General features: G+C 45.1%; 19 protein-coding genes. 14 read left to right on the top strand and 5 right to left on the bottom strand.

What is annotated here, in order from left to right; all coding sequences use genetic code 11:
• Positions 1–2 precede the first annotated feature (2 nt).
• The 3 genes from rpsG to ACO05P_RS16955 all read right to left on the bottom strand — a co-directional run bounded on the left by rpsG (position 3) and on the right by ACO05P_RS16955 (position 1,785).
• A complete protein-coding gene (rpsG, locus tag ACO05P_RS16965) occupies positions 3–476 on the bottom strand; it encodes a 30S ribosomal protein S7 (RefSeq protein ID WP_421752705.1) in 474 nt (157 codons plus the stop codon).
• A 21-nt stretch (positions 477–497) separates the two neighbouring features.
• A complete protein-coding gene (gene rpsL / locus ACO05P_RS16960) occupies positions 498–878 on the bottom strand; it encodes a 30S ribosomal protein S12 (protein ID WP_210757862.1) in 381 nt (126 codons plus the stop codon).
• Between the two features lie 184 nt (positions 879–1,062).
• Positions 1,063–1,785, bottom strand: coding sequence for a hypothetical protein (locus tag ACO05P_RS16955; RefSeq protein WP_421752704.1), 723 nt, complete (start codon positions 1,783–1,785; stop codon positions 1,063–1,065).
• Between the two features lie 174 nt (positions 1,786–1,959).
• Between ACO05P_RS16955 and ACO05P_RS16950 the strand changes: the two genes are divergently transcribed.
• The 7 genes from ACO05P_RS16950 (at position 1,960) to ACO05P_RS16920 (ending at position 13,760) form a co-directional block, all read left to right on the top strand.
• Positions 1,960–2,628 (top strand): hypothetical protein, encoded by a 669-nt coding sequence (locus ACO05P_RS16950; RefSeq protein ID WP_421752703.1) that lies wholly within the window; start codon positions 1,960–1,962, stop codon positions 2,626–2,628.
• An 87-nt stretch (positions 2,629–2,715) separates the two neighbouring features.
• The gene (locus ACO05P_RS16945) at positions 2,716–5,058 is read left to right on the top strand and encodes an ATP-dependent helicase (protein WP_421752702.1); all 2,343 of its coding nucleotides are present in this window, start codon (positions 2,716–2,718) and stop codon (positions 5,056–5,058) included.
• A 208-nt stretch (positions 5,059–5,266) separates the two neighbouring features.
• Positions 5,267–5,896, top strand: coding sequence for a DUF4290 domain-containing protein (locus ACO05P_RS16940; protein ID WP_421752701.1), 630 nt, complete (start codon positions 5,267–5,269; stop codon positions 5,894–5,896).
• Between the two features lie 4 nt (positions 5,897–5,900).
• Positions 5,901–7,208: a UDP-N-acetylglucosamine 1-carboxyvinyltransferase gene (gene murA / locus ACO05P_RS16935; protein WP_421752700.1), complete on the top strand. Its 1,308-nt coding sequence runs from the start codon at positions 5,901–5,903 to the stop codon at positions 7,206–7,208.
• A gap of 9 nt (positions 7,209–7,217) precedes the next feature.
• Positions 7,218–7,772, top strand: coding sequence for a peroxiredoxin family protein (locus ACO05P_RS16930; RefSeq protein WP_421752699.1), 555 nt, complete (start codon positions 7,218–7,220; stop codon positions 7,770–7,772).
• Positions 7,773–7,857: 85 nt separating this feature from the next.
• Complete coding sequence (locus ACO05P_RS16925) at positions 7,858–8,814, top strand: ADP-ribosylglycohydrolase family protein (RefSeq protein ID WP_421752698.1); 957 nt, start codon at positions 7,858–7,860, stop codon at positions 8,812–8,814.
• Positions 8,815–9,029: 215 nt separating this feature from the next.
• A complete protein-coding gene (locus ACO05P_RS16920; RefSeq protein ID WP_421752697.1) occupies positions 9,030–13,760 on the top strand; it encodes a T9SS type A sorting domain-containing protein in 4,731 nt (1,576 codons plus the stop codon).
• A gap of 84 nt (positions 13,761–13,844) precedes the next feature.
• On the opposite strand, the gene ACO05P_RS16915 is transcribed toward ACO05P_RS16920, so the two are convergent.
• Both ACO05P_RS16915 and ACO05P_RS16910 read right to left on the bottom strand, forming a co-directional pair.
• Positions 13,845–15,446, bottom strand: a complete 1,602-nt coding sequence (locus ACO05P_RS16915) for a hypothetical protein (protein WP_421752696.1) — start codon at positions 15,444–15,446, stop codon at positions 13,845–13,847.
• A complete protein-coding gene (locus ACO05P_RS16910) occupies positions 15,443–16,381 on the bottom strand; it encodes a hypothetical protein (protein WP_421752695.1) in 939 nt (312 codons plus the stop codon). Before ACO05P_RS16910 ends, ACO05P_RS16915 begins: the two co-directional genes overlap by 4 nt.
• A gap of 88 nt (positions 16,382–16,469) precedes the next feature.
• On the opposite strand from ACO05P_RS16910, the gene ACO05P_RS16905 reads away from it, so the two are divergent.
• Genes ACO05P_RS16905 through ACO05P_RS16875 form a run of 7 tightly spaced genes read left to right on the top strand, consistent with a single transcriptional unit; the run spans position 16,470 to position 23,338 of the window.
• Positions 16,470–17,051, top strand: a complete 582-nt coding sequence (locus ACO05P_RS16905) for a nucleotide exchange factor GrpE (protein WP_421752694.1) — start codon at positions 16,470–16,472, stop codon at positions 17,049–17,051.
• An 8-nt stretch (positions 17,052–17,059) separates the two neighbouring features.
• Positions 17,060–18,199 (top strand): molecular chaperone DnaJ, encoded by a 1,140-nt coding sequence (gene dnaJ, locus ACO05P_RS16900; protein WP_421752693.1) that lies wholly within the window; start codon positions 17,060–17,062, stop codon positions 18,197–18,199.
• Between the two features lies 1 nt (position 18,200).
• Positions 18,201–19,094, top strand: a complete 894-nt coding sequence (locus tag ACO05P_RS16895) for an ABC transporter ATP-binding protein (protein ID WP_421752692.1) — start codon at positions 18,201–18,203, stop codon at positions 19,092–19,094.
• Positions 19,091–20,404: an ABC transporter permease gene (locus ACO05P_RS16890; protein WP_421752691.1), complete on the top strand. Its 1,314-nt coding sequence runs from the start codon at positions 19,091–19,093 to the stop codon at positions 20,402–20,404. The genes ACO05P_RS16895 and ACO05P_RS16890 overlap by 4 nt, the downstream gene beginning before the upstream one ends.
• On the top strand, positions 20,404–21,255 hold the full coding sequence (locus ACO05P_RS16885) for a mechanosensitive ion channel family protein (RefSeq protein ID WP_421752690.1): 852 nt from the start codon (positions 20,404–20,406) through the stop codon (positions 21,253–21,255). Before ACO05P_RS16890 ends, ACO05P_RS16885 begins: the two co-directional genes overlap by 1 nt.
• Complete coding sequence (locus ACO05P_RS16880; RefSeq protein WP_421752689.1) at positions 21,252–22,196, top strand: hypothetical protein; 945 nt, start codon at positions 21,252–21,254, stop codon at positions 22,194–22,196. Before ACO05P_RS16885 ends, ACO05P_RS16880 begins: the two co-directional genes overlap by 4 nt.
• Positions 22,175–23,338, top strand: a complete 1,164-nt coding sequence (locus ACO05P_RS16875) for a sigma-54-dependent transcriptional regulator (protein ID WP_421752688.1) — start codon at positions 22,175–22,177, stop codon at positions 23,336–23,338. The genes ACO05P_RS16880 and ACO05P_RS16875 overlap by 22 nt, the downstream gene beginning before the upstream one ends.
• Positions 23,339–23,352: the final 14 nt, after the last annotated feature.

The following is a 23,352-nucleotide window of genomic DNA, read 5'->3' as shown; positions in this document are numbered from 1 at the left end:
ATTTAGAATCTGCCAAAGTGAGCAAAAGCCTTGTTAGCTTCCGCCATTTTATGAGTATCCAAGCGCTTTTTAACTGCAGCACCTTCTTCTTTAGCAGCGGCCATAATCTCAGCGGCTAAACGGTTGGCCATAGCTTTTTCATTACGCTTACGAGCGTACATGATTAACCACTTCATGGCTACAGAAATCTTACGATCTGGACGAATCTGAACAGGAATCTGGAAAGTGGCACCACCCACACGCTTAGAACGTACTTCTACGTGAGGCATAACATTATTTAAGGCTTCTTTCCATAATTCTAAACCATTACCCTCTCCGGTTTTCTCGGAAACGATATCAATGGCCGAATAAAAAATGCGGTAGGAAGTACTCTTCTTCCCATCCAACATCATCATATTTACAAAACGAGTTACCAGTGGCTCACCGAACTTGGGATCTGGTAATAAGGGTCTTTTTTTAGCTCTTGCCTTTCTCATGAGTCTTTTTCTCTAACAGGATTATTTCTTCGCTTTAGGACGTTTCGCGCCGTACTTAGAACGACGTTGCATCCGACCATTAACACCAGCGGTATCTAATGCACCGCGCACAATGTGGTAACGCACACCTGGCAAGTCTTTCACACGACCACCGCGAACCAACACAATGCTGTGCTCCTGCAGGTTGTGACCCTCACCAGGAATGTAGGCATTCACCTCATTTCCATTGGTTAAGCGTACACGCGCTACTTTACGCATGGCTGAGTTAGGCTTCTTAGGAGTGGTGGTATACACACGCGTACATACTCCACGACGCTGTGGTGAAGACTGCAGGGCTGCAGACTTACTCTTCTTAGTAATCTTAGTACGTCCTTTCCGTACTAATTGCTGAATCGTTGGCATACACCTTTATATATAAGCTATTTAATAAATTCGCTACCCCACTTTTTTGGGGACTGCAAATGTAGAACAATTCAACAACGTAGCAAGCCCTTGAGAAAAAATGTTTTAGGCTTTTGCTCAGATACTTAGAAAACGATGTGTAGCCTGAGCTAAGGAAGTCTATTTCCCCGCTTTCCGATCATTATTACCGCTTCACAATTTTGGAGCTATGCACACTATCTCGTGTGATTTCGAAGAATATTCCCCGCCAATTAAAAAAAGCCTCATAGAATAAGGTGTCAAAATGCATCGTCACGAAGCCCGCACTATCGGCATCAAAATCGGTATAACTTTCTTGTTTTAAGCGCGACCAGGAAGTGTCATTCAGGACCTCCAAGACATCTGCTTCTACCCAACCTCCGTCGCCTCCACTAAGTGCTAATACTTGTGCATCCATAATATGAAGGCTATCCTTGGTACTGGTAAATCCATATAAAGTGATGCAACAAACCTCATCTTCCTTTACCAAACTGAAGAAGCATAGACTATCCCCTTCCCAAAAGGCATCCCAATAAAAGGGTAAATAGGATTCGTGATACAAACGCTCGCCATCCGGTTTCACCGGCACTCCTTTTATATAACGATTCACAAACCAAGCTGGCACCGAATCCCCGATCGAAAAATTCTCAAAGTCCTTGATGCCTGGCCGCCAATCCTGACTTGAATTTTTAATCAAAGTCAAGACATCTTCAGGTATAGATTCTCCCTCCTGTTCTGTCGTATCCTCTAAGACGTCAAACTCATTTTCCAAACTCTCACTGAGCTCCGTATCGAAACTTGAATCATTAGGCTCAGCTATCTGGGTACATGCCCATGAAAGGCAAGACAGGAAACAAATTAGAAGTATTGATTTTAAGGACTGAGCCATGATCTGCAGTAATCAGATCGCGAAATTAGGAAATGCATCAATCTCAAACATAAGGTTAAAATCAACCCTGCATAACTATCTGAAACGAAAACCATTTTCTCATGGAGGTACCCCATTATTAACTATATAAATACTCCTACGAAAAAGCTACATTGAAACTTAAAACCAAATAAAATGCTGAGATTACTACTTATACCAAGCCTAGTTATTCTATCCTTTAAGAGCTATTCTCAAATTGATCACGAAATCTACATGAGCACCCGGCTTTCCGTTTATTCACCTATCGGATCACCTCTTATAACTGGCGGCAACTATTCCTTACACGGAATGGGAATAGGTATAAACCAGACCTATGAATACTTTATTAAAAAAACTCAAATCGGCTTAAGCCTTGCTGGTGGATACATGCGGAGTGAGGTTCCAGCCCCCTACCTCTATAATGTTAGTTCAGTTCCTCAGTCTATAATTGCCAACCCTAGTGGAGCCTTCAACTGTTTAAACCTTATGCTGGAGGTATATCGCCGGTTCGGTGAATCTGATAGCAAGATATTTTTCCAACCAAGTTTTGCCTACGGTGTCAATTATGCGTTATTAACTGAATTACCCGAAGGAGTTAGAACCCCTACACAAAGGCTTTTTGGAGGTCAAACATCCCTAAATGATTTTGTGAAAGCTGGCCTTGATTTTGCCATCCCGGTTAACGATGAAGTGAAAATTCTAATCGGCATTGACTTATATATTACTCAGTTTCGATTCGAACCTTTTCGGATCACCGGCACTTCCGAAATCTACAACTACTACAATGCAGGTATACATTTCGGCTTCCAACATGCGATCAACTAATAGGTCTTTCTAGGATGGAGCTTATTCATTAAGCCCTTGCCGCCTTTGCATAATATCTGCACCTTTGCCCCTCAAATCAATTTTACTGTGACGGACTTCCTTCAGGGACTCAACCCACCTCAAAAAGCCGCGGTCGAAGCTACCGAGGGCCCCATTATGGTTATTGCCGGTGCTGGCTCGGGAAAAACCCGTGTGCTCACCATGCGCATTGCTTACCTCATGGCGAATAAAGGTGTGGACCCTTTTAATATCCTCTCCCTGACCTTTACCAATAAAGCCGCTCGCGAAATGAAGGAGCGGATCGGTAAAATCGTCGGTCCCTCTGAAGCTAAGAATATTTGGATGGGAACCTTTCACTCGGTATTTGCCCGCATTTTACGGGTTGAAGGTCATCTTTTAGGTTACCCTTCCAACTTCACTATTTACGATGCCGAAGACAGTAAAAAGGCTATTAATAATGTGATTAAGGAATTGAACCTTGATAAAGAGATTTATAAGACTGGCAATGTAGCCCGCAGAATCTCAGCCTTTAAAAACGGTTTGATCACCCCTCGGGAGTATTTCAATAGCCCAGACCTTCAGGAACAAGATGCCGCTGCACGTATGCCGCAGTTGGGGGATGTATTTAATGCCTACAATGAAAAGAACTTTCGGGCGGGTTCCATGGATTTCGATGATATCCTACTCAACACCTATACCCTCCTGCGGAACTTCCCGGAGGTATTAGCCAAATACCAGGATCGCTTTCGCTATATCATGGTAGATGAGTATCAGGATACGAACCACGCCCAGTACCTCATAGTAAAAGCCCTGGCCAATCGTTTTCAGAACATTTGCGTGGTAGGTGATGATGCTCAGAGTATCTATGCCTTCCGGGGAGCGAACATCCAGAACATCTTAAATTTCCAGCGCGACTACGACAATGTGCAAGTCTATAAGCTGGAGCAGAATTACCGCAGCACCAAAAACATTGTAGGAGCAGCGAATAGCCTAATTGCGAAAAACAAGAATCAGCTCCCTAAAAATGTATTCACCGAAAATGATGGCGGCGACCAAATTGTGGTTCACAAAACCGTAAGTGATTCCGATGAAGGAGCCTGGGTAGCGCGCACCATTTTTGAAAGGCAGATGAATGAGCATTTCGACTATTCCGATTTTGCCATTCTCTACCGTACCAACGCCCAATCACGGGCCATGGAGGATAATCTTCGTCGCAAGAATATCCCCTACCGCATCTATGGAGGTCTCTCCTTTTACCAACGCAAGGAAGTAAAAGACCTTTTGGCTTATTGCCGATTAGCCATTAACCCTAAAGATGAGGAAGCTTTACGCCGCACCATTAATTATCCCAAACGAGGCATTGGGGACACCACCGTTGAAAAGCTTACTGTTAAAGCGAATCAGGAGAATCGTGCCATTTGGGAAATCCTGGAAAACATCGATTTCTTCCCCGACCTGGGTATTAATCGCGGGGCAGTTAACAAGCTGAAAGACTATGTTACCAAGATCAATAGCTACCGCATTTTAGCCGAAAACTCCGATGCCTTTGAAGTTGTAAATCAGATTTCCAAGACCTCTGGCTTGATGCGCACTCTGGGAGAGGATAAAACCCCGGAAGGAGTTAGTCGAGTAGAGAATATTGAAGAATTATTGAACTCCGTAAAAGAGTTTGTGGAAGGCCAGGCAGAAATCGAAGAAGGAAATCCCAAATTGGAAGGCTTCATGCAAGATGTAGCCTTGTTAACCGATCAGGATAAAGATGATCCCAATGATCGCAATAAGGTCTCTTTGATGACCATTCACCTGGCTAAAGGATTGGAGTTTCCGGTAGTTTTTATCGTGGGGATGGAAGAAAACCTCTTCCCCAGTATGATGACGGTAAACAGTCGCGCTGACCTGGAAGAAGAACGCCGACTCTTTTATGTCGCCCTAACACGGGCCGAAAAACAAGCCTACTTATCCTTTGCTCAAATGCGTTACCGCTGGGGCAAATTAGTGGACTGCGAACCCTCGCGATTCCTGGAGGAAATCGATGATAAATACCTCAACCAAAGCACTCCGGAATTTAGTCCTTTCTTATCCCCAGAAGAATTACATGGCTTTCGCCAAAAGCGCCCGAACTCCGCTGCACAACGCAGCCCGATGTCTGGAACTGATCGACGCAGTGCTCGTCCCCAGCGCAATAGTCCCCGAACCCCTGTTCGGCCTCCTGCCGGCATGAAAAAGTTGAGTGATCAAAATACCGTGAGCGGCAATTTCGAAATCCATACTGACCTCGATGCTGGACAAAGAGTAAAGCACCCCCGCTTTGGTATGGGCGAAATAAAATCCATGGAAGGCACGGGAGCCAATAAAAAGGCCATCATCCACTTCGAAAATGTAGGGGAGAAAAAACTGCTACTCAAGTTTGCGAAACTAGAGAAGATTTAAACTTGAGCCCTAGCTCGGCCAATGGCCAGATCCGGCCATTGCACTTAAGAGTTAAAGAGTCTGGTCCCAGGTATTTAAACATGGGTTCCAAGCCCACTAAGTGACATTGCCAACCTTCAAAGTACAATCTATACCTATCTTTGTACTTTTAAGACTTCAAAGGCAATACTCTGCAATCTGATTTTTTATATTGCCTTCTCAATAGACTATGGAATACAATACTAGCAGACCCCGCATGATCATCCCTGAGTATGGTCGTAATGTTCAGCGCATGGTAGACTACCTGCTGACCATCGAAAATCGGGACGAACGCAATAAACAAGCTCGTAATCTAATCGCCATTATCGCGAACCTGAATCCTCAGGTTTACGAAACAGATGATGATCCTGAACACAAGCTTTGGGACCATTTATATATTATGTCTGATTTCAAATTGGACGTAGACTCTCCCTATCCTCCTCCCGCACCTGAAAGCTTATTGGAAAAGCCCAAGCCTGTGGAGTATCCGCAAACCAGTCGCCGTTACCGTCATTACGGAAATATTACCCGTAAAATGATCGACTACGCCGTTGAACTGGAAGCCGGAGAGGAAAAAACGGCTCTCACCGAAGCCCTGGCCAATGTGATGAAGAAAAATTACATCGTTTGGAATAAAGACCATGTTGAAGACGATGTAATTCTGAACAACCTCAAGGAGATGTCGAACAACAAATTGCAGGTTTCAGATGTAAATCTTTCCGAAAAACGAGAATTGTTGCAAAATCACGGTGGAAACAAACACAACCACAAGAACAAACGCAACAACCGTTCGAAGCGAAAAATCAACAAGAAAAAATAATTCCTTGGGAACTTTTCAAATCACCGGCGGAAAACGCCTAAGCGGCTCCATCACTCCGCAAGGAGCTAAGAATGAAGCCCTGCAAATTATCTGTGCCACCCTTCTAACCGCAGAGCGGGTTACTATTTCTAATATCCCCGACATTGTAGATGTCAATAAGTTAATTGACATACTTGCTGATCTGGGAGTGAAAGTGCAGCGCAAAGGACATGGTATTTACAGCTTTAAAGCCGATGACCTTAATTTAGACTACCTCGAATCGGATGAGTTTAAAACCAAGGGCGCTTCCCTAAGAGGAAGTATTATGATTGTAGGACCTTTATTAGCTCGCTTCGGAAAAGGTTATATCCCTAAACCGGGTGGTGATAAAATTGGTCGTCGTCGATTGGACACCCACTTTGAAGGCTTCCAAAAATTAGGCGCCAAATTCCGGTATAAGCCCGGCGAATCCTTTTACGGTGTAGAAGCCAAAAAACTTAAGGGTGCCTATATGCTTTTGGATGAAGCTTCGGTAACCGGTACTGCCAATATTGTAATGGCGGCGGCTTTGGCCGAAGGCACCACCACCATTTATAATGCCGCCTGCGAACCCTATTTACAGCAGCTTTGCAAAATGCTGAATCGCATGGGGGCTAAGATTTCGGGCATTGGTTCCAATTTATTAAGTATTGAAGGTGTAAGTGAGTTAGGAGGCTGCGAACACCGCGTGCTTCCCGATATGATTGAGATCGGATCCTGGATCGGGATGGCCGCCATGACCTCATCTGAATTGCGAATCAAAGATGTAAGCTTCGATGATTTGGGAGTCATTCCCGCCGTATTCAGTAAAATGGGGATTAAGGTGCAGCGTGAAAACGATGACTTAATTGTTCCCCAACAAGATCATTACGAGATAGAGACCTTTATAGATGGATCCATCCTTACCATTGCGGATGCTCCCTGGCCTGGATTTACGCCAGACTTACTGAGTATCGCCCTGGTGGTAGCTACTCAAGCCAGAGGTTCAGTATTGATTCATCAGAAAATGTTTGAAAGTCGACTGTTCTTTGTCGACAAGCTTATAGATATGGGTGCACAAATTATTCTTTGCGACCCACACCGCGCTACCGTTATTGGTATGGACAAGGCCACGCCACTTAAGGCAACCACCATGACCAGCCCCGATATCCGTGCCGGAATCTCATTGCTGATTGCAGCCTTAAGCGCTGAAGGCACCAGCACCATCCACAATATCGAGCAAATCGACCGTGGATATGAGAATATCGATGAACGCCTCCGGGCAATTGGCGCGCAAATTGTAAGAGTTAACTAAAAAGAGGAGATGAACATCTTTAGAAAACCCCTATTCATTATCGGACTTGCCGCTTTAAGTTTTGTTGGACTAAGCTTTGTGGAAGGTTTGAATAAGATGCCGGATGAGGAGCAAAGCCGCGGCTTAAGCATTGGCAGTAAAGCTCCGGAGATTGCGATGAAGGACCCCAATGGACAAATGCGAAAGTTATCAGACCTCCAAGGGAAAGTAGTACTAATCGACTTTTGGGCCGCTTGGTGTAAACCTTGTCGCCGCGAAAACCCAAATGTGGTTGCAACCTATAATGATTACAAAAATACCAGCTTTAAGGAAGGAGAAGGCTTTACTGTTTTAAGTGTATCTCTGGATCAAAACAAGAGTCAGTGGATTGCCGCCATCGAACAAGATAAATTGGCCTGGGAAAATCATGTGAGTGATCTGAAAGGTTGGAGCAATGCTGCAGCGGCCACTTACGGAGTTCAATCCATTCCTGCCACCTTCCTAATTGGCGGCGATGGAACCATCCTTGCCAAAAACCTCCGTGGTCGTGCCCTGCGAAATGTGCTAGAGAAAATGAAGAAATAAGAAAAGGATTAAGCTTTTAGAAAGCGCCTCAATTGAGGCGCTTTTTTTTAATCAATTAGCTACCTTCCTGAGACTTATAAAACCTATGCCTGACTTAGAATATCAAATTCAATCTGCCCTATTCGGCATTGCAGTAGGAGACGCTTTGGGTGTACCATATGAGTTTCTAAGCAGAGAGGCCATGCTGATAAACCCCGCTTCCGACATGATCGGCTTTGGTACTCACAAGCAAGAACCAGGAACATGGTCCGATGACAGCTCCTTAAGCTTCTGCCTTGCCGAAGCTTTAACCAAGGAGTTTAACCTTAAAAAGGTGGCCGATAATTTCTTGCTTTGGTATCAGAAAGGCTATTGGACTGCAAGAGGATCTGTGTTTGATATTGGTGTTTCCACTCAAGAAGCTCTTTCACGATTACGGAATTCCTCTCGCCCAGACTTAGCTGGAAACTTTGGCGAAAACTCAAATGGCAATGGCTCTTTAATGCGGATTTTACCCTTAGCTTTTTACCTACAGGATAAATCCCTTAACGAAAGATACCTTTTAACTAAAGCCGTTTCATCCATAAGCCATGGCCACTTAAGGTCTGTTTTAGCCTGCTTTTATTATGTAGAATTCGCCAGGCTCCTTATCAAAGGAACAAATCCCAAAGAAACTTATTCTGAAGTCGCCAATTATCTACCTCAATTTTTCAAAAAGCTGGAATTAAACCCAAAGGAAACTGCTTACTTTGATCGTTTGCTAAAAGCGGATATTTCTGAGCTAAAAGCAAATCAAATTCAAAGCTCAGGTTATGTAATCCATTGTTTGGAAGCCAGCATTTGGTGCTTGCTGACTACCGGCTCTTATTCGGAAGCCGTCTTACAAGCCGTAAACCTAGGGGAGGATACTGACACTACTGCTGCGGTAACAGGTGGTCTGGCAGCAATTTACTACGGCTATAATGGAATTCCAAAACATTGGATCGAAGTAATTGCTCGAAAAGAAGACATTAAAGATTTAGCTTTTCGAATGACTCATCAACTGAATAAACCGAAGAATTAGAGCGATCAATCTGGAATTAAACTGGTTTAATGTGCTTCTCAAGGTTCCTTTTCGAAAGGGCATCAACTACTTCCCCCCTCCGTAACTCTACCCATTTAACACATGGTTATCAGATACTTAATTCAACCATATACATTCTGTCTATATTAAAAAATAGGGGGAACGAAGCCTATACTCTTAATTGGTCTTCGATTTAAAATTCTAAAGCCCTATACATGAAAAAGATCGTCACCCTGCTTTTTGCATCCCTGACGCTTAGCACCCTCGCCTGGGGTACCTGGCAGGTACAGCTAAAGCTTAGTAAAGCTCCTACGGAGAGGAAGGAGAAAGATGCCGGGGAAACAGAAACTAAAAAACCGGCTCATCCAAATGCTTCCAGCATACAACAAGCTGCCGCCGCATGCAGTAATACCTATTATATTGGATACGCCACTGGTTTTGAAAATGACACCCTCTTTCAAAGTCCACAATGCTGGGAATCCGGTTTAGTAAATACCATGGGCTTTGGTTCCGCTGCCCAAGTAGAAAACTACGATCCTTTTAACGGCTTTAATCATGTGGTTCTCTTCAATGAATTTGGCGACACCACGATGCTAATCTCCCCTCAATTTGGGGACCTCACTCTTGGGCAAAAGCAAATTCGCTTTATGGCCGGCACCAATGACACCAGCGTAACTTTGGTGATCGGATCGATGCCAAATCAAAGTAATCTGTCGGCATTCCAAGCCTTCGACACCATTCATTTCACAGAAACCTCTCAGTACCGCGAGTACATCATTCCTGTAACTGCGGCCAATGGATACAACCTGCAAGATAGTCACCTGGCCTTCTTACATGGAAACCAAAGCACCTTTACCACCCTCTTTATTGACGACGTGGAGTACGATACCATTCCTCCTTGCCAAAAAGTAACCAACCCCTTTTTGGTTTCGATCGGAGACACCAGCGTGGGTATTGACTTCAATGACAATTCCGGTAACTTTCGATTTTACTGGGGACCACGTGGTTATAATCAAGGTACCGTTACCAGCACGGGAGACTCGTTATTAAGTACAGCCCCAGCTACCATTCACCCCCTCCAGCCTAATACGGAATATGAGCTCTACATTTTCCGCGACTGTGGCAATAGCCTTTCCGATTCCAGCCTGGCCTTTTATTTCAGCACTGGTTGCAATCCTTTTCAGGCTCCCTACTTCAATAACTTTGAAAACGAAGCACTCAATGATAAGCCCACCTGTTGGACGCCGAGCTTAGTAGGAAATGGTGGAAACAGAACGCAAGTAAAGTCTTACAATAACGGCAGCAGCGCCTTTAGTGGAACTCAACATCTAGAATTTCTCCTTAGCGGAAGTACCAATGCTAATCACCGCACTATGTTGATTAGCCCTGCTTTTTCGGATCTGAATCTCGCTGATAAACAGATTCGCTTTATGGCTGCTGCTACTGGAGGAGATGCCTCCTTCCTTATTGGCACTGTAGACAATCCTTTAAACCCCGGAAGCTTCCAGCAACTGGACAGCATCTTTATCCCGAGCAGCAGTCCAACCCGTGACTTTCCAAGCTATACAGAGTACATCAGTGAAATCAGCACCAGCAATGGCTATAATGGCAACGATTCCTATATCGCCATTGTTTTGAGTAAGAGCAGTGCTTCCTATGGAAACATTTACATCGATGATTTCAATTATGAGCAGGTACCAGCCTGTAGCCCTCCTTCTTTTAACAGCATTAGCCTTAGTGCCATCACTACAAATAGTGCTGTTTTAAACTGGACTCCAGGAATGGGTATCCACAGTCAAATTAAATGGGGTCCTGCCGGCTTTGATCCCAACACAAACGGGGATTCGATCAATAACAATAGTGGTAGCTATGTGATTTCCAATCTTAGTTCAAACACCGCTTATGAAGTTTATCTAAGAGACTCCTGTAGCAATGGAACCTATACCTACTGGTTAGGCCCCTTAAGCTTTAGCACTTCCTGTACTGAAATTACCGCACCCTATCTTGAGAACTTCGATGGTACCAATTGGGCTCTGGGTAATGGATTCGATAATGCTGGCGACACCATTGACAATTGTTGGTGGCGGAGTCCGGTTAATGGCGGTCAATACCGCTGGACGGTGGGTAATGGTCCATCTCCCGGTTTTAGCACCGGACCCGATCAGGACGTTTCTGGAAGCGGAAACTATATCTACAGTCATGGCTCCTTTGGATTCTCTGGCGATAGTGCCATTATTCGGAGTCCACGCATCGATGTCTCCAACCTCAATCAGCCATTCCTAAACTTTGCAGTGCATCGCTTTGGCTCTAATATGCCTGCCTTGATCGTACAAATTGACTCCAGTGGTACTTGGCGTGAATTGACGCGAATTAGTGGCAGCTCTCAAAATAACAGTGCTTCGCCATTTCAGAATTTAGGGGTCGATATCTCAACATATCCGGATACCACGCAAATTCGTTTTATCATCGTAAGCAATGGCCCAAATAGCGGTGATTGTGCAATTGATGAGGTAAGCATTGACGAAGCTCCCACTTGTCCGGATCCAGTGGGATTAGCTGCTGCCTTACAGAATGACAGTACTGCCAATTTAAGCTGGTCGGCCGTGGGTGCTGCCGGATCTTATGAAATTTGGTTTGGCCCTCAGGGCTTTTATCAAGGTACTAGTACTACAGGCGGTACTAAAACCACATCTAGCAATGCTCAAAAGCTTCTGGATAGCCTGAGTGCAAATACCTTTTACGAATTTGTGGTTCGTGGAATTTGTGGCCCTGGTGACAGTTCAAACTGGGTAGGGCCCCAGCGTTTTAAAACCCCTTGTAATTCCTTTAGTGCACCTTATTTTGAAGACTTCGAAAACTTCAATATTGGCAATACTCCCGATTGTTACGAGGCTCTGCTTTCAGCGGCCGGAAGTATTGAAGTAACTGGAAATCAATTTTCCAGCGGCAGTCAAAGTGTCCAAATCTACAATGATTTCTTCCCTAGTGACCTGATTCTGGTAAGTCCGAATTTCAGTGATATGGATCTCGGTGATAAACGCATCCGCTTTAAAGCGCGAAATAGCAGCGCCCCCAGTGAAGATTTAATTGTGGGTACCATTAGTAATCCTAGTGACATCAGTAGCTTCCAGGCCTTGGACACCATTCACTTAAACACGAATTTCAACACCTATACCCTTAGCTTTGATGCATCCACCGGATACAATATGACCGATAAGAACTTTGCATTCAAACACGGAGTTTTGAACTCCTTCGAGCCTATCTATATTGATGAATTGCACTATGAGCTCATACCCAGCTGTGCTGAGCCCACCAATCTGAATTTGGTATCCTCTACTGCCACCTCTGCAGATGTTTCCTGGAATGGAACTACCGGTCAATATGAATACGAATATGGCATTAAAGGCTTTAGCATAGGCAGTGGTACCCGAGTAAGTACTTCGGCCACTACTGCAACGGTAGGCTTACAAGCGGCCAATGTTCCCAATCAAGTATTTGTACGCTCCATCTGCGCACCAGGAGACACCAGTCTTTGGGCAGGCCCTATCGACATCTCGGTAAGTCCTACCCTTTGTGATGATTTTGAGGCTTACAATCTAGGGTCCTTTGATGGCCAATCCACCCTTTTTGAATCCTTGAGTATTAATGATGTAACCGAAATCAGCAATTTACAAGCTAGCTCAGGAACCCAATCTATGCACGTAGTTGCTTTTGGACTGGATGCCAGCAGCACGGGGGTTCCATTCAATGCCATTGACAGTGGACGAATTGAAGTTTCCATGGCGGTTTATGTACCAATGGGAAATTCCGGCTTCATCAATTTCTTCAAGGATTATCAAAATTCCAATCTAGCTTTTAGTTTGGATTTCTTTGGAGGTACGGCCAATGTTTTAGCTCCAAACGGATTTGGGCCACCCAATACTGTAGGTACCTTTAACTACAGCACTGGAGTATGGTTTGATGTGGATCAGATTATCGATTTCGATCTGGATACCTGCTACATTAAAATTAATGGTCAAGATCAAAATATCGGCTGGAGCTTCAGTCAGAACGCCTTTTTCCCACCTGCTCAATTGACTGGTTTAAGCTTTGTTGCCCCAGGAAGCTTTGGTGGTTCAAATGAGTTTTTTATTGATGACTTCTGCATCACTGAATTACAGGATAATAATTGTGCCAGTCCATTCTTCAATCAAGTGGCATTTTCCAGTTGCGATAGTGTGGTACTCGAATTTGGAGACCTTGGGGACACACTCTTAGTGGAATACGGCCTTAGCGGCTTTAATCCAGGAAGTGGAACATTTATTAGTGGAACTGATTCGCTGGTAAGTCTAGATCAATTGCTAGCTAAGCATGCTTATGAAGTTTACTATCAGAACATTTGCAATGGCACGGATAGCTCCGACTGGGAAGGTCCGATCAGTTTCCAAACGGATTCTGTGCCCCTGCCTAATGCAGCCTTCACCTATAGCATTGTAGACAGCCTAGGTATGCAATGGATTTTTGTGAACGCATCGGGCAGCAGCCTAAGCGATCAATACCATTGGGATTTCGGTAACGGACAGCTAGATACCGGCATGATGACCAACAGCAGTTACAGTCAAAATGGCCCGGTAGATGTGCAGCTCATTGTAAGCAATGCTTGTGGTAGCGATACTTTGGTGCAAAGCTTTACCGTGAATATTGGCCTGTCTCACTTCCATATCGAAAGCCTCAGCATGTATCCAAATCCAGTAGAATCGATCCTCAATATTGAGGTACCCACTGAAATGCGAGGTACGATTCGTGTGCAATTATTTAACAGCTCTGGACAAGAGGTTTGGAACGAAAGCCTCATCCAAAACGATCCCATCCTGAAACTGCCGCTGCAATCTCTGCCGCAGGGTATGTACCACATCCGTCTGGAAGGTGGTCAACAACTAAGACAAGGTACTTTGGTGAAACACTAGGTATTAGGGGAACTAATCTTTTCTTAGGATAGTTTACAGGGAAGAGCCGGCTTTTAGCTGGCTCTTTTCTTTTAGAACCTATTATTAAATGTTGCTCCGCACTTCTCTTAACCAAGCCTCCAGCTCTTGCCCCTTAGCCAGGTTTAACTTCTTGCGCAATTTATAGCGGCGCATATTTACGGTTTGATCCTGTACTTCCAAAAAGGCCGCCACCTCCTTGGTAGAGAGATTCAAATCAAAAAGGATGATGTACTCTAAATCACTATCTGTCAACTGAGTATAGCGTTCGCTAAAGACTTTTAAATAGCGCTGGTATACGATAAAGGCTTCCTTAATTAAAAGGGGAGCTGCATCTTGCTCGCGCATGATCTGCCTTAAAGAGCGGGCAAAATCGCGGAATTTTGGTGAGGCTCTTTTACCCTTCCAATTCGAAGCCAGGCCTTCCATTTTCTGAATTAAGCTCTTGTGCTTTACAATACGGGCGGCCATCTGCGAAAGCTCACTCCTTTGCTGATTCAGCTTTTGCCGCATCACCTTCTCCTCGGTTTCCAACTTTAAAAGCCGCGCTCGATTGAGTTCATTGCGGGCTTTAATCAGAGCACGATCCTGCTCCATCAAGATTTTACTTTCTTTAGATTTACGACGCAGACTCCAAAGGAAAAAACCTAAATAGAGTAAAACACCGAAGGCTAAAATCCCAATGAAAAGATTGATTCGTTTTTGCCTTTTCAGTTCCTCATATAAAAAATCAGCTTCTTGCCTACTTTGAGCCAATTCAAATTCGGCCTCCACCTTAGTCACCAAATTAGCTCCATTTACCTGTACTTGAAGATCCGCAATGCTATCAAACTTATGATGGTAGATCTGCGCCCTGGCATATTGTTTTTCGCGAATGGCCAGCTCTCGAAGGGTTTGATAAACCAAAGCCTGAAGCTGGGGATAATCGCTCCCCGCTACCTCAATGGCCATTGTGGAATAATACCGTACGGAGTCTCCCTGCTCTGGCCAGTAAAATTGCCCCAAATTGAAATAGCTATACACTAATCCAATGCGATTATTAATTTCCTGATAATGCTGTAATACCGGGTGAATCAGCCGAACTGCAATCGCCTTATCCCCCATTTTATGCCTTAAAATGGCCAGGTTGAGGGAAGAGCTCACCAGGGTTTTCTCAATCTTATGTTCCTGACTTAAATCACGAGCTTTTTGGTAAAAGTCTGCCGCCCTTTGGAGCTTATTGCTATCCATATAGCTGGTACCCAGATTCACATAATTCTTGGCTACCCCTTGATAATTACCAATACTTCGGTAAAGGCCAATGCTTTTTTGATGCCATTCCCAACACTGTTCAGAGCGATCCTCCACATTGGTGAGATTCAGGTAGATCGCCGCCATCCCAGCAGTATCCTCAGCCTCCTGATATTTAGCCAAAGCCTCAAAATAATAGCTGGTCGCCCGCTCATTATCGCCACTCTGCATGTAATAAGTACCCAGCATCTTGTAGGTCCAAGCCGCTTGCTTTTTCGGCTTCAAGCGAATCTGAGTCTCTAACCAGGTTACTGCAGAATCCGGCTGGGAATCCATTAATGCCTGGGCCTCGGCCTCCTGTAATGGAGAAGGCATTAATTCGTCCTTACTGCAAGCCCATAGCGACAGCAAAGCTATTCCTAGAACTAATTTTCTCATTCTTCGCTAAGGGAGTTTTCAATAAAGCTTTTGAAGTCTTCCCCCTTCTCTAGCTCTAATTTCTTACGGAGTCGATAGCGCCTTTTATTAATACTGGCCGATTCCAGATGATAGATCTCCCCAATCTCACTGAGGCTTAAATCATTTAAAATGAAAACCAGCAATTCCATTTCTTCCTGCTTTAGGTCGATAAATCGCTGTTGTAAACGATGGGCTACCTCAGGACTTAATTTCGACAGCTCTTCTTGATACCTTTCCAGGTGTTCGTTGCGGAAGCGTTCTTGGGTCATTTGCAGGAAAATCTCGCGCAGAGGTTCGGCTTCCTCCGGTTCCAAGTCTTGAATCTGATCTTTCACAAAATCCTTTAAGATACCGGATGCGTGCTGTTGCTGCTTTAGTACTGCTTCAAATTCCAATCGCCGCTCGTGGTTTTGTGCTTGCTCTGCTTCTAATAAATCCTGTTCTAGCTGACTTTGCTCCACTTGATTGGCTAACAAAGCTTCTTCCAATTTGAGTTTCTCGGCTTTGGTCTCCAATAGGGCCTTTTGCCTCTGAGCTGCGGCCTTTCTACTGCGGTAAATACTGTAAACTGAAACCAGAATTAAAAGGGCCATCGCCGTTATCCACCAGGCTAATTTCCGTTGCGCCGCTTCCGCCTTAGCGAGTTCGGCCAAATCCTGCTCCTGTAATTGCCTTTGTTGTTCGAGCTTTAGAATCGAAAGTTTGTGATCACTTTCAACCTGTAAGGCTGCTCTTTCGGATGAATCGGCTTTAATCTCAGTCCTCAAAATTTGCAAACTATCCTGCTGTGCCTGAAGGCTGATGAATCCAAAGCAAAAAAGCCCGACCAAGCTCCAAAGTCGGCTCACAGTCCTAAAGGGGATATCTCCGGTTAATCCAGGCTTTTTGCGGCTCATAGCCCAAATGTAGGACATAAAGCCTGAGCTTTTATGCACTGTGCCACTCTGACACTTTAGCCCCCTTGGCAAACAATTTGCCTTTAATGGCACAAATTTGAGCAGGATGAGTACTAAGAACACAGTACAAGACCCAGATAAAGAAGCCATGGATCCCAAAGAAAACTCAGCGGAAACCCAAGCTAAAAACACTGATAAAGAATCAGTTGAAACACAAGAAGAATTGAGCCCTGAAGAGCAATTACAGGCTCGAATTACAGAATTGGAAGAGGAGCTTAAGGCGGAGAAAGATCAAAAATTACGGCTCTATGCCGATTTTGAGAATCATCGCAAGCGCACCGCAAAGGAAAGAGTGGAACTCTTTGGCAGTGCCAATCAAGAATTAATGTCAGCCCTTCTGCCAATTATCGATGATTTTAAGCGCGCCCTGAGCAATTTGAAAAATGAAGAGGACCAGGAAGGAATCTCTTTGATTTTCAACAAATTTGAGAACACCCTCAAACAAAAGGGCCTGAAACCGATGGAAAGCACCATTGGTAAAGAATTTAATGTAGATACAATGGAAGCCATTACACGCATCCCCGCCCCGAGCGAAGACATGAAGGGCAAAGTGGTGGATGAGATTGAGCAAGGCTTTCACTTGGGAACGAAAATCATCCGCTACGCCCGTGTAGTGGTTGGTGAATAAGAAAGAGCATGGCGAAGCGAGATTATTACGAAGTATTAGGTGTATCGAAGAATGCCACGGATGCCGACATTAAAAAGGCGTACCGCAAACTGGCCATTCAGTATCACCCTGATAAAAACCCCGATAACCCCGAGGCGGAAACTAAGTTTAAGGAAGCGGCAGAAGCTTACGAGGTACTTAGCAACAAGGAAAAACGTCAACGTTACGATCAATTTGGACATGCCGGGATGAGCGGCGCGGCCGGTGGTGGTCGTGGTGGCTTCGGAGGCGGCATGAGCATGGATGATATCTTCGAGCAATTCGGAGACATCTTTGGCGGCGCCTTCGGAGGTGGCGGTGGCTTTGGTGGTTTTGGAGGTCGCGGCGGCGGTGGTCGTCGGGTATTCAAAGGCTCCAACCTCCGGGTACGCGTAAAACTCACTTTGGAAGAAATCGCTAATGGCGCTACCAAGAAATTACGCATCAAGCGGCTGGTACCTGCCGAAGGATTAAGCTTTAGCACTTGTAATACCTGTGGGGGTCGTGGTCAGGTAAACCGCGTGACCAACACTATTTTAGGTCAAATGCAAACTGCCAGCACCTGTCCCAATTGCGGGGGCTTAGGTAAAACCCTCGACAAAAAACCGGCTGGTGCCGATGAGCATGGCATGATTCGCAAGGATGATGTGGTAGAGGTGAAAATCCCTGCCGGGGTAGCGGAAGGCATGCAATTGAAAGTAGCAGGAAAGGGCAATGCCGGACCACTAGACGGCGTAAATGGCGACTTGCTGGTACAGATTGAGGAAGTACCGCATGATGAACTGCAACGCGACGGTCAAAACTTGCATTACGAATTATACATCAGCATTCCGGATGCAGTATTAGGCACCAAGGTAGATATCCCTACCCTTAACGGGAAGGCGCGCATTAAACTGGATGCCGGTACCCAAAGTGGAAAAATCCTAAGATTGCGAAACAAGGGATTACCCAGCGTAGAAAGCTATGGCACAGGTGATATCCTGGTACACGTTAATGTTTGGACTCCCAAACACATGGACTCCAAGTACAAGAAAATGTTCGAAGAAATGCAAGAGAATGAGGCCTTCCAGCCAAAACCTGATCGCAGCGAAAAATCTTTCTTCGATAAAGTAAAAGAAATGTTCAGCTAATATGATTGAAGCCCGGGGTATACGTAAAACATATGGCTCGCATCAGGCATTAAAGGGCCTGGACCTCAACATTAAAGAGGGTAGCATTTTTGGCTTACTGGGCCCCAACGGAGCAGGTAAAACCACCTTCATCCGCATCTTAAATCAAATATTAGCACCCGACGAAGGTGAGGTTCTCATCAAAGGAGAAGCCTTAACGGGAAAACACATCAGCCGTATTGGCTACCTGCCGGAAGAGCGCGGCTTATACCCCAAAATGAAAATTGGAGAGCAATTGCTCTACCTGGCTCAATTAAAGGGTTTAAGTAAAAGCCAGGCCAAAGAGCGCATTGCTTACTGGCTGAAGCGCTTTGAATTAACTGATCGCGTGCAAACTAAGGTAGAAGAGCTCTCCAAAGGACTGGCGCAAAAAGTACAGTTCATTGCCAGCGTTATCCACGAACCGGAATTACTCATTTTAGATGAGCCATTCACCGGTTTTGACCCGGTTAATACCGAGCATATTAAGCAGGAAATACTTCGCTTACGCGAGGAAGGCGCCACCATCATATTTTCTACCCACCGTATGGAATCAGTAGAGGAGCTTTGTGAAGACATTGTTCTTATTAATAAAGGTAGCCGCCTCTTGGGAGGTCCTTTACATGAGGTTAAGGCCCAATATAAAAGTGGTTGGTATCAGGTGGAAACTGAAAAAGAATGGCAAATTCCTACCGGCAAAAACTGGCAGGTGCAAAAGCTCAATGCCCAATTGGGCGGTATGGCCTATCGTATACATCCGGAAGAAAACAAGCGGGCTGAATTATTGGAAAGCTTACTTTCCTCTGGTCTGATTGAGTTTAGAGAAGAAATTCCCTCCCTGCACGAAATATTCATTCAAAGCACCCGTAACGCATGAAAAACCTTGGCCTCATAATCCGCCGGGAATTTCTAACCCGCGTACGCAAACCTTCTTTTATCATTCTCACCCTGCTAGCCCCCATATTGATGGCGGCAGTGATGTTTTTACCCGCCTATCTGGCCACCCTGCCGGGAGATGAAAAGGTGATCACCATTTTGGATGAGTCCTATTTAATGGACATCTACGATAAAGGGAATGAAGAAATCAGCTTCAAATACCTGAATCCTAAAGATTTTGATTTTGAAACCGCTAAGGCATTAGTAGAAGGCCGAGAGGACTATGCCTTTGTGCATGTTCCTATGAGCGAAGGCGGTGATCCTGATTTTATCGCTCGCAATATTCGGGTATTCCGAGCGGGTGATTTGAGCCTTTCTGTAGAAAGCTATTTAGAGCGCAGCCTCGAAAAATATATCCAAAAGGAAAAGCTTAAAGCAGAAGGCGTAGATCCTGAAGTGGTGGCCCGCACCAAAACTCAGGTCAATCTGCGAATTATCAATACTGAGGAAGGCCGGGAAACGGAAAATGCCACCCTAGCTAAAATGGGAATTGGTTATGTCGCTGCTTTCGCGATTTACCTCTTCATCTTTATCTACGGCGCTCAAATTATGCGCGGAGTGATCGAAGAGAAGACCAATCGCATTATGGAATTGATGGTCAGCAGTATTCGCCCCTTCGAATTAATGATGGGTAAAATCCTCGGCATCGGCGCCCTGGCCTTATTGCAATTTGTGATATGGATAGGATTGGGCTTATTGATATTCACCATCTTCACGGCGGTATTCATTGATCCCAGTTTAAGCAGCGGAACTGCCGTGCAGATGGAAGGCATGAATGCCCTGCCCGATAATGCCGCTTTTGATATTTACCGCAGTCTTCAATCCATCCCCTTCACCAAAGTCCTATTGAGCTTCCTCTTCTATTTCTTTGGGGGATACCTGCTGTATGGCGCGCTATTCGCGGCTATTGGTTCGGCGGTCGACAAGGAAACCGACTCCCAGCAATTTATGCTGCCTCTGACTATTCCATTAATCTTAAGCCTAATTGTAATCTTGAGGGCCCTAGATAATCCGGATGGAAGTTTAGCGGTTTGGATGTCGATGATCCCTCTTACCTCGCCCTTGGTAATGATGGCTCGAGTACCTTTTGATGTGCCTACCTGGCAATTGCTTTTATCCATGGGTATATTGGCCATCACCTTCTTTGGCAGCGTTTGGTTGGCCGCCAAAATATACCGAGTTGGAATCTTGATGTATGGGAAAAAACCTACCTTCAAGGAACTTTATCGTTGGACACGTTATAAGCACTGATGGATTCTCTGAAGGACTTTTTCGAATTAGAATTATTAAAGGTTAACGACTGGACCCTTACTGTTGCCAATCTTCTTTGGGTGGTACTGGTCATTTTAGTAGCCATCCTCATGCGTTGGCTCTTTAAAAAATACCTGCGACGACTGGAAAAATTGGATCGTCTGGATCGCGGTAAGTCCTATGCGATTTATTCCATCGGGACCTATATCATTTTCATCATTGCCATCATCTCCTCCATCGATTCCCTGGGCTTTAATGTCACCGTACTTTTAGCTTCTTCCAGTGGGGTACTGATTGGTTTAGGTCTGGGATTACAAGACCTCTTTAGGGATATGATTGCCGGTTTTATCATTCTCTTCGAAAGAACCGTAACCGCCGGCGATATTGTAGAGGTGAATGGTACGATTGGTCAGGTTAAGGATGTGGGCTTACGCACCACTACCCTGCTTACCCGTGAACAAATTATTCTGATTGTTCCCAATGTAAAGCTCACCACCGATAATGTGATTAATTGGAGTCAGAACAATCATGTCACTCGTTTCTCCATCCCTGTGGGGGTTGCTTATGGAAGCGACACTAAATTGGTGGAGAAGCTTTTAATGGAGGTCGCTGAAAATCACCCCGATGTATTAAAAGCGCCCAAGCCCATGGTTTTCTTCAAAGACTTCGGCGAAAGCTCGCTGGACTTCCATTTATATTTCTTTTCCCGGAATTTATTTCAGATCGAAAAAACCAAAAGCGAAATGCGCTACGAAATCGATCAGAAATTCCGTGATAATAAGGTTAGCATCCCATTCCCACAAAGAGACCTTTGGTTTCGAAACGCCCCAAACACAGAACCTGAAGAATGAAAATTGCCATAATTGATTGCGGTACCAACACCTTTAATTTGTTGATCCGCTCTCAGGAAGAGAACCGTACCCTCTTTAATACTAAGATTCCGGTTCGCTTAGCGGAAGATGCTGATGATGAGCTCCGCATTAGTGATGCAGCGATGGAGCGTGCCATGGCCGCCCTTAAATCGCATCGCGAAACCGCCCTCGAATGGCAAGCTGAAGCCCTCTATGTGGTAGCCACCGCAGCGGTACGCACTGCCCCCAATGGTCCGGATTTAGTGGCTCGAGCCGAAAGTGAATTGGGTATCCGCATCAATGTAATCACAGGAGATACTGAGGCCCGCCTCATCTATGAAGGGGTACAGCAAGGCATCGAATTTAAAGAAGCGCCTACCCTGATTATGGACATCGGTGGCGGCAGTACCGAATTCATTTTGCTACGTGATCAAAAACCCGTTTGGCAAGCCTCCTTCCCCATTGGCAGCAGTGTAATGCTAAATCGTTTTCGACCTGCCGATCCTATCCAAAAGGAAGAAATTGATGCTATCGACGATTACCTCGATGAAAAGCTCATCTCCCTTAAGGAAGCCTGTGGTAAAGAATTCCCCAGGGTACTAATTGGTAGCAGCGGAAGCTTCGATACCCTGGCTCAGATGTGTGCAGAGAATTTCAAGACTTCACGCTTTGAGGAAGACGAAACCAGCTATACCTTCTCCATGCATGAGTACATGCAGATTTCCAAGAAAATGCTGGAATCTACCTTCGAGGAACGTTTGAATACTCCGGGTATGATCCCCATGCGAGCCGACATGATTGTGATGGCTTGTATTGAGATCAACTTTATCATCAAACGCTTTGGGATACGTCTCTTGCAACAATGCAATTACGCTTTAAAAGAAGGCTTATATTACGCTCTCGAAAACGAAGCGGAGCAATGGCAAAGATCCTCCTTGTAGAAGACGAAAAAGCAATACGTAATGTCCTGAGAAACATCCTTCAGGACGAAGATAAATCCTATCAAATCTCCGAAGCAGAGCATGGCAAAGCTGCCATCGACCTGCTTGCAAACGAAGAACACGACCTGGTGCTCTGCGATATTAAGATGCCCGGCATGGACGGCATTGAGGTTTTAGAGCATATTAAAGCCAAATATCCAGAGACTACCGTGGTGATGATTTCCGGTCATGGTGACCTGGAAACCGCCGTAGACAGCATGCGTAAAGGAGCTTATGACTATATCTCTAAGCCCCCCGATTTAAATCGCCTGCTTAATACAGTACGCAATGCCTTAGATCGCAATACCCTCGAAAAAGAGAATAAGACCCTCCGCAAGAAGGTAAGCCGCAAGTACCAAATGATTGGCACCAGTCAGGCATTGGAAGACATCAAAGAGATTATCGAAAAGGTAGCGCCTACGGATGCCCGAGTTTTAATTACCGGCCCGAATGGAACCGGTAAGGAATTGGTAGCCCATTGGGTGCATCAGAAGAGCGAACGTAGCAAAGGCCCGATGATCGAAGTAAACTGTGCCGCCATTCCATCGGAGCTGATCGAAAGTGAACTCTTCGGCCATAAGAAAGGGGCCTTTACCTCGGCAGTGAGAGACCGTGCCGGTAAATTTGAACAAGCCAATGGTGGTACCCTCTTTTTAGATGAGATCGGGGATATGAGTCTTTCGGCCCAAGCCAAGGTATTACGCGCCTTGCAAGAAGGTCGGGTAAGTCCGGTGGGCAGCGATAAGGAAATAAAGGTGGATGTACGCGTATTGGCGGCCACCAATAAAAATCTGCAAGAAGAGATTGCCGCGGGTCGTTTCCGTGAAGACCTCTACCATCGCTTAAGCGTGATTCTGATTCAGGTGCCCGCCTTGAATGATCGTAGAGAAGATATTCCACTCTTAACTGAGCATTTCGCTAAACAAATTGCCAGCGAATACGGCAATGCCCCTAAGCCTTTTAGCGAAGATGCGATGAAAGCATTAATGGAACTCGACTGGACCGGGAATATCCGAGAACTGCGAAATGTTATAGAACGATTAATCATTCTGAGCGCCGAAGAAGTTAGCGCGGATGATGTCCAAAAATTTGCCCGAAAATAAAAAACAGCGCTACT

It is taken from the genome of Croceimicrobium sp., assembly GCF_965228705.1.
Classification (GTDB): Bacteria; Bacteroidota; Bacteroidia; order Flavobacteriales; family Schleiferiaceae; genus Croceimicrobium.
This window is presented reverse-complemented; position numbering and strand designations above follow the sequence as displayed.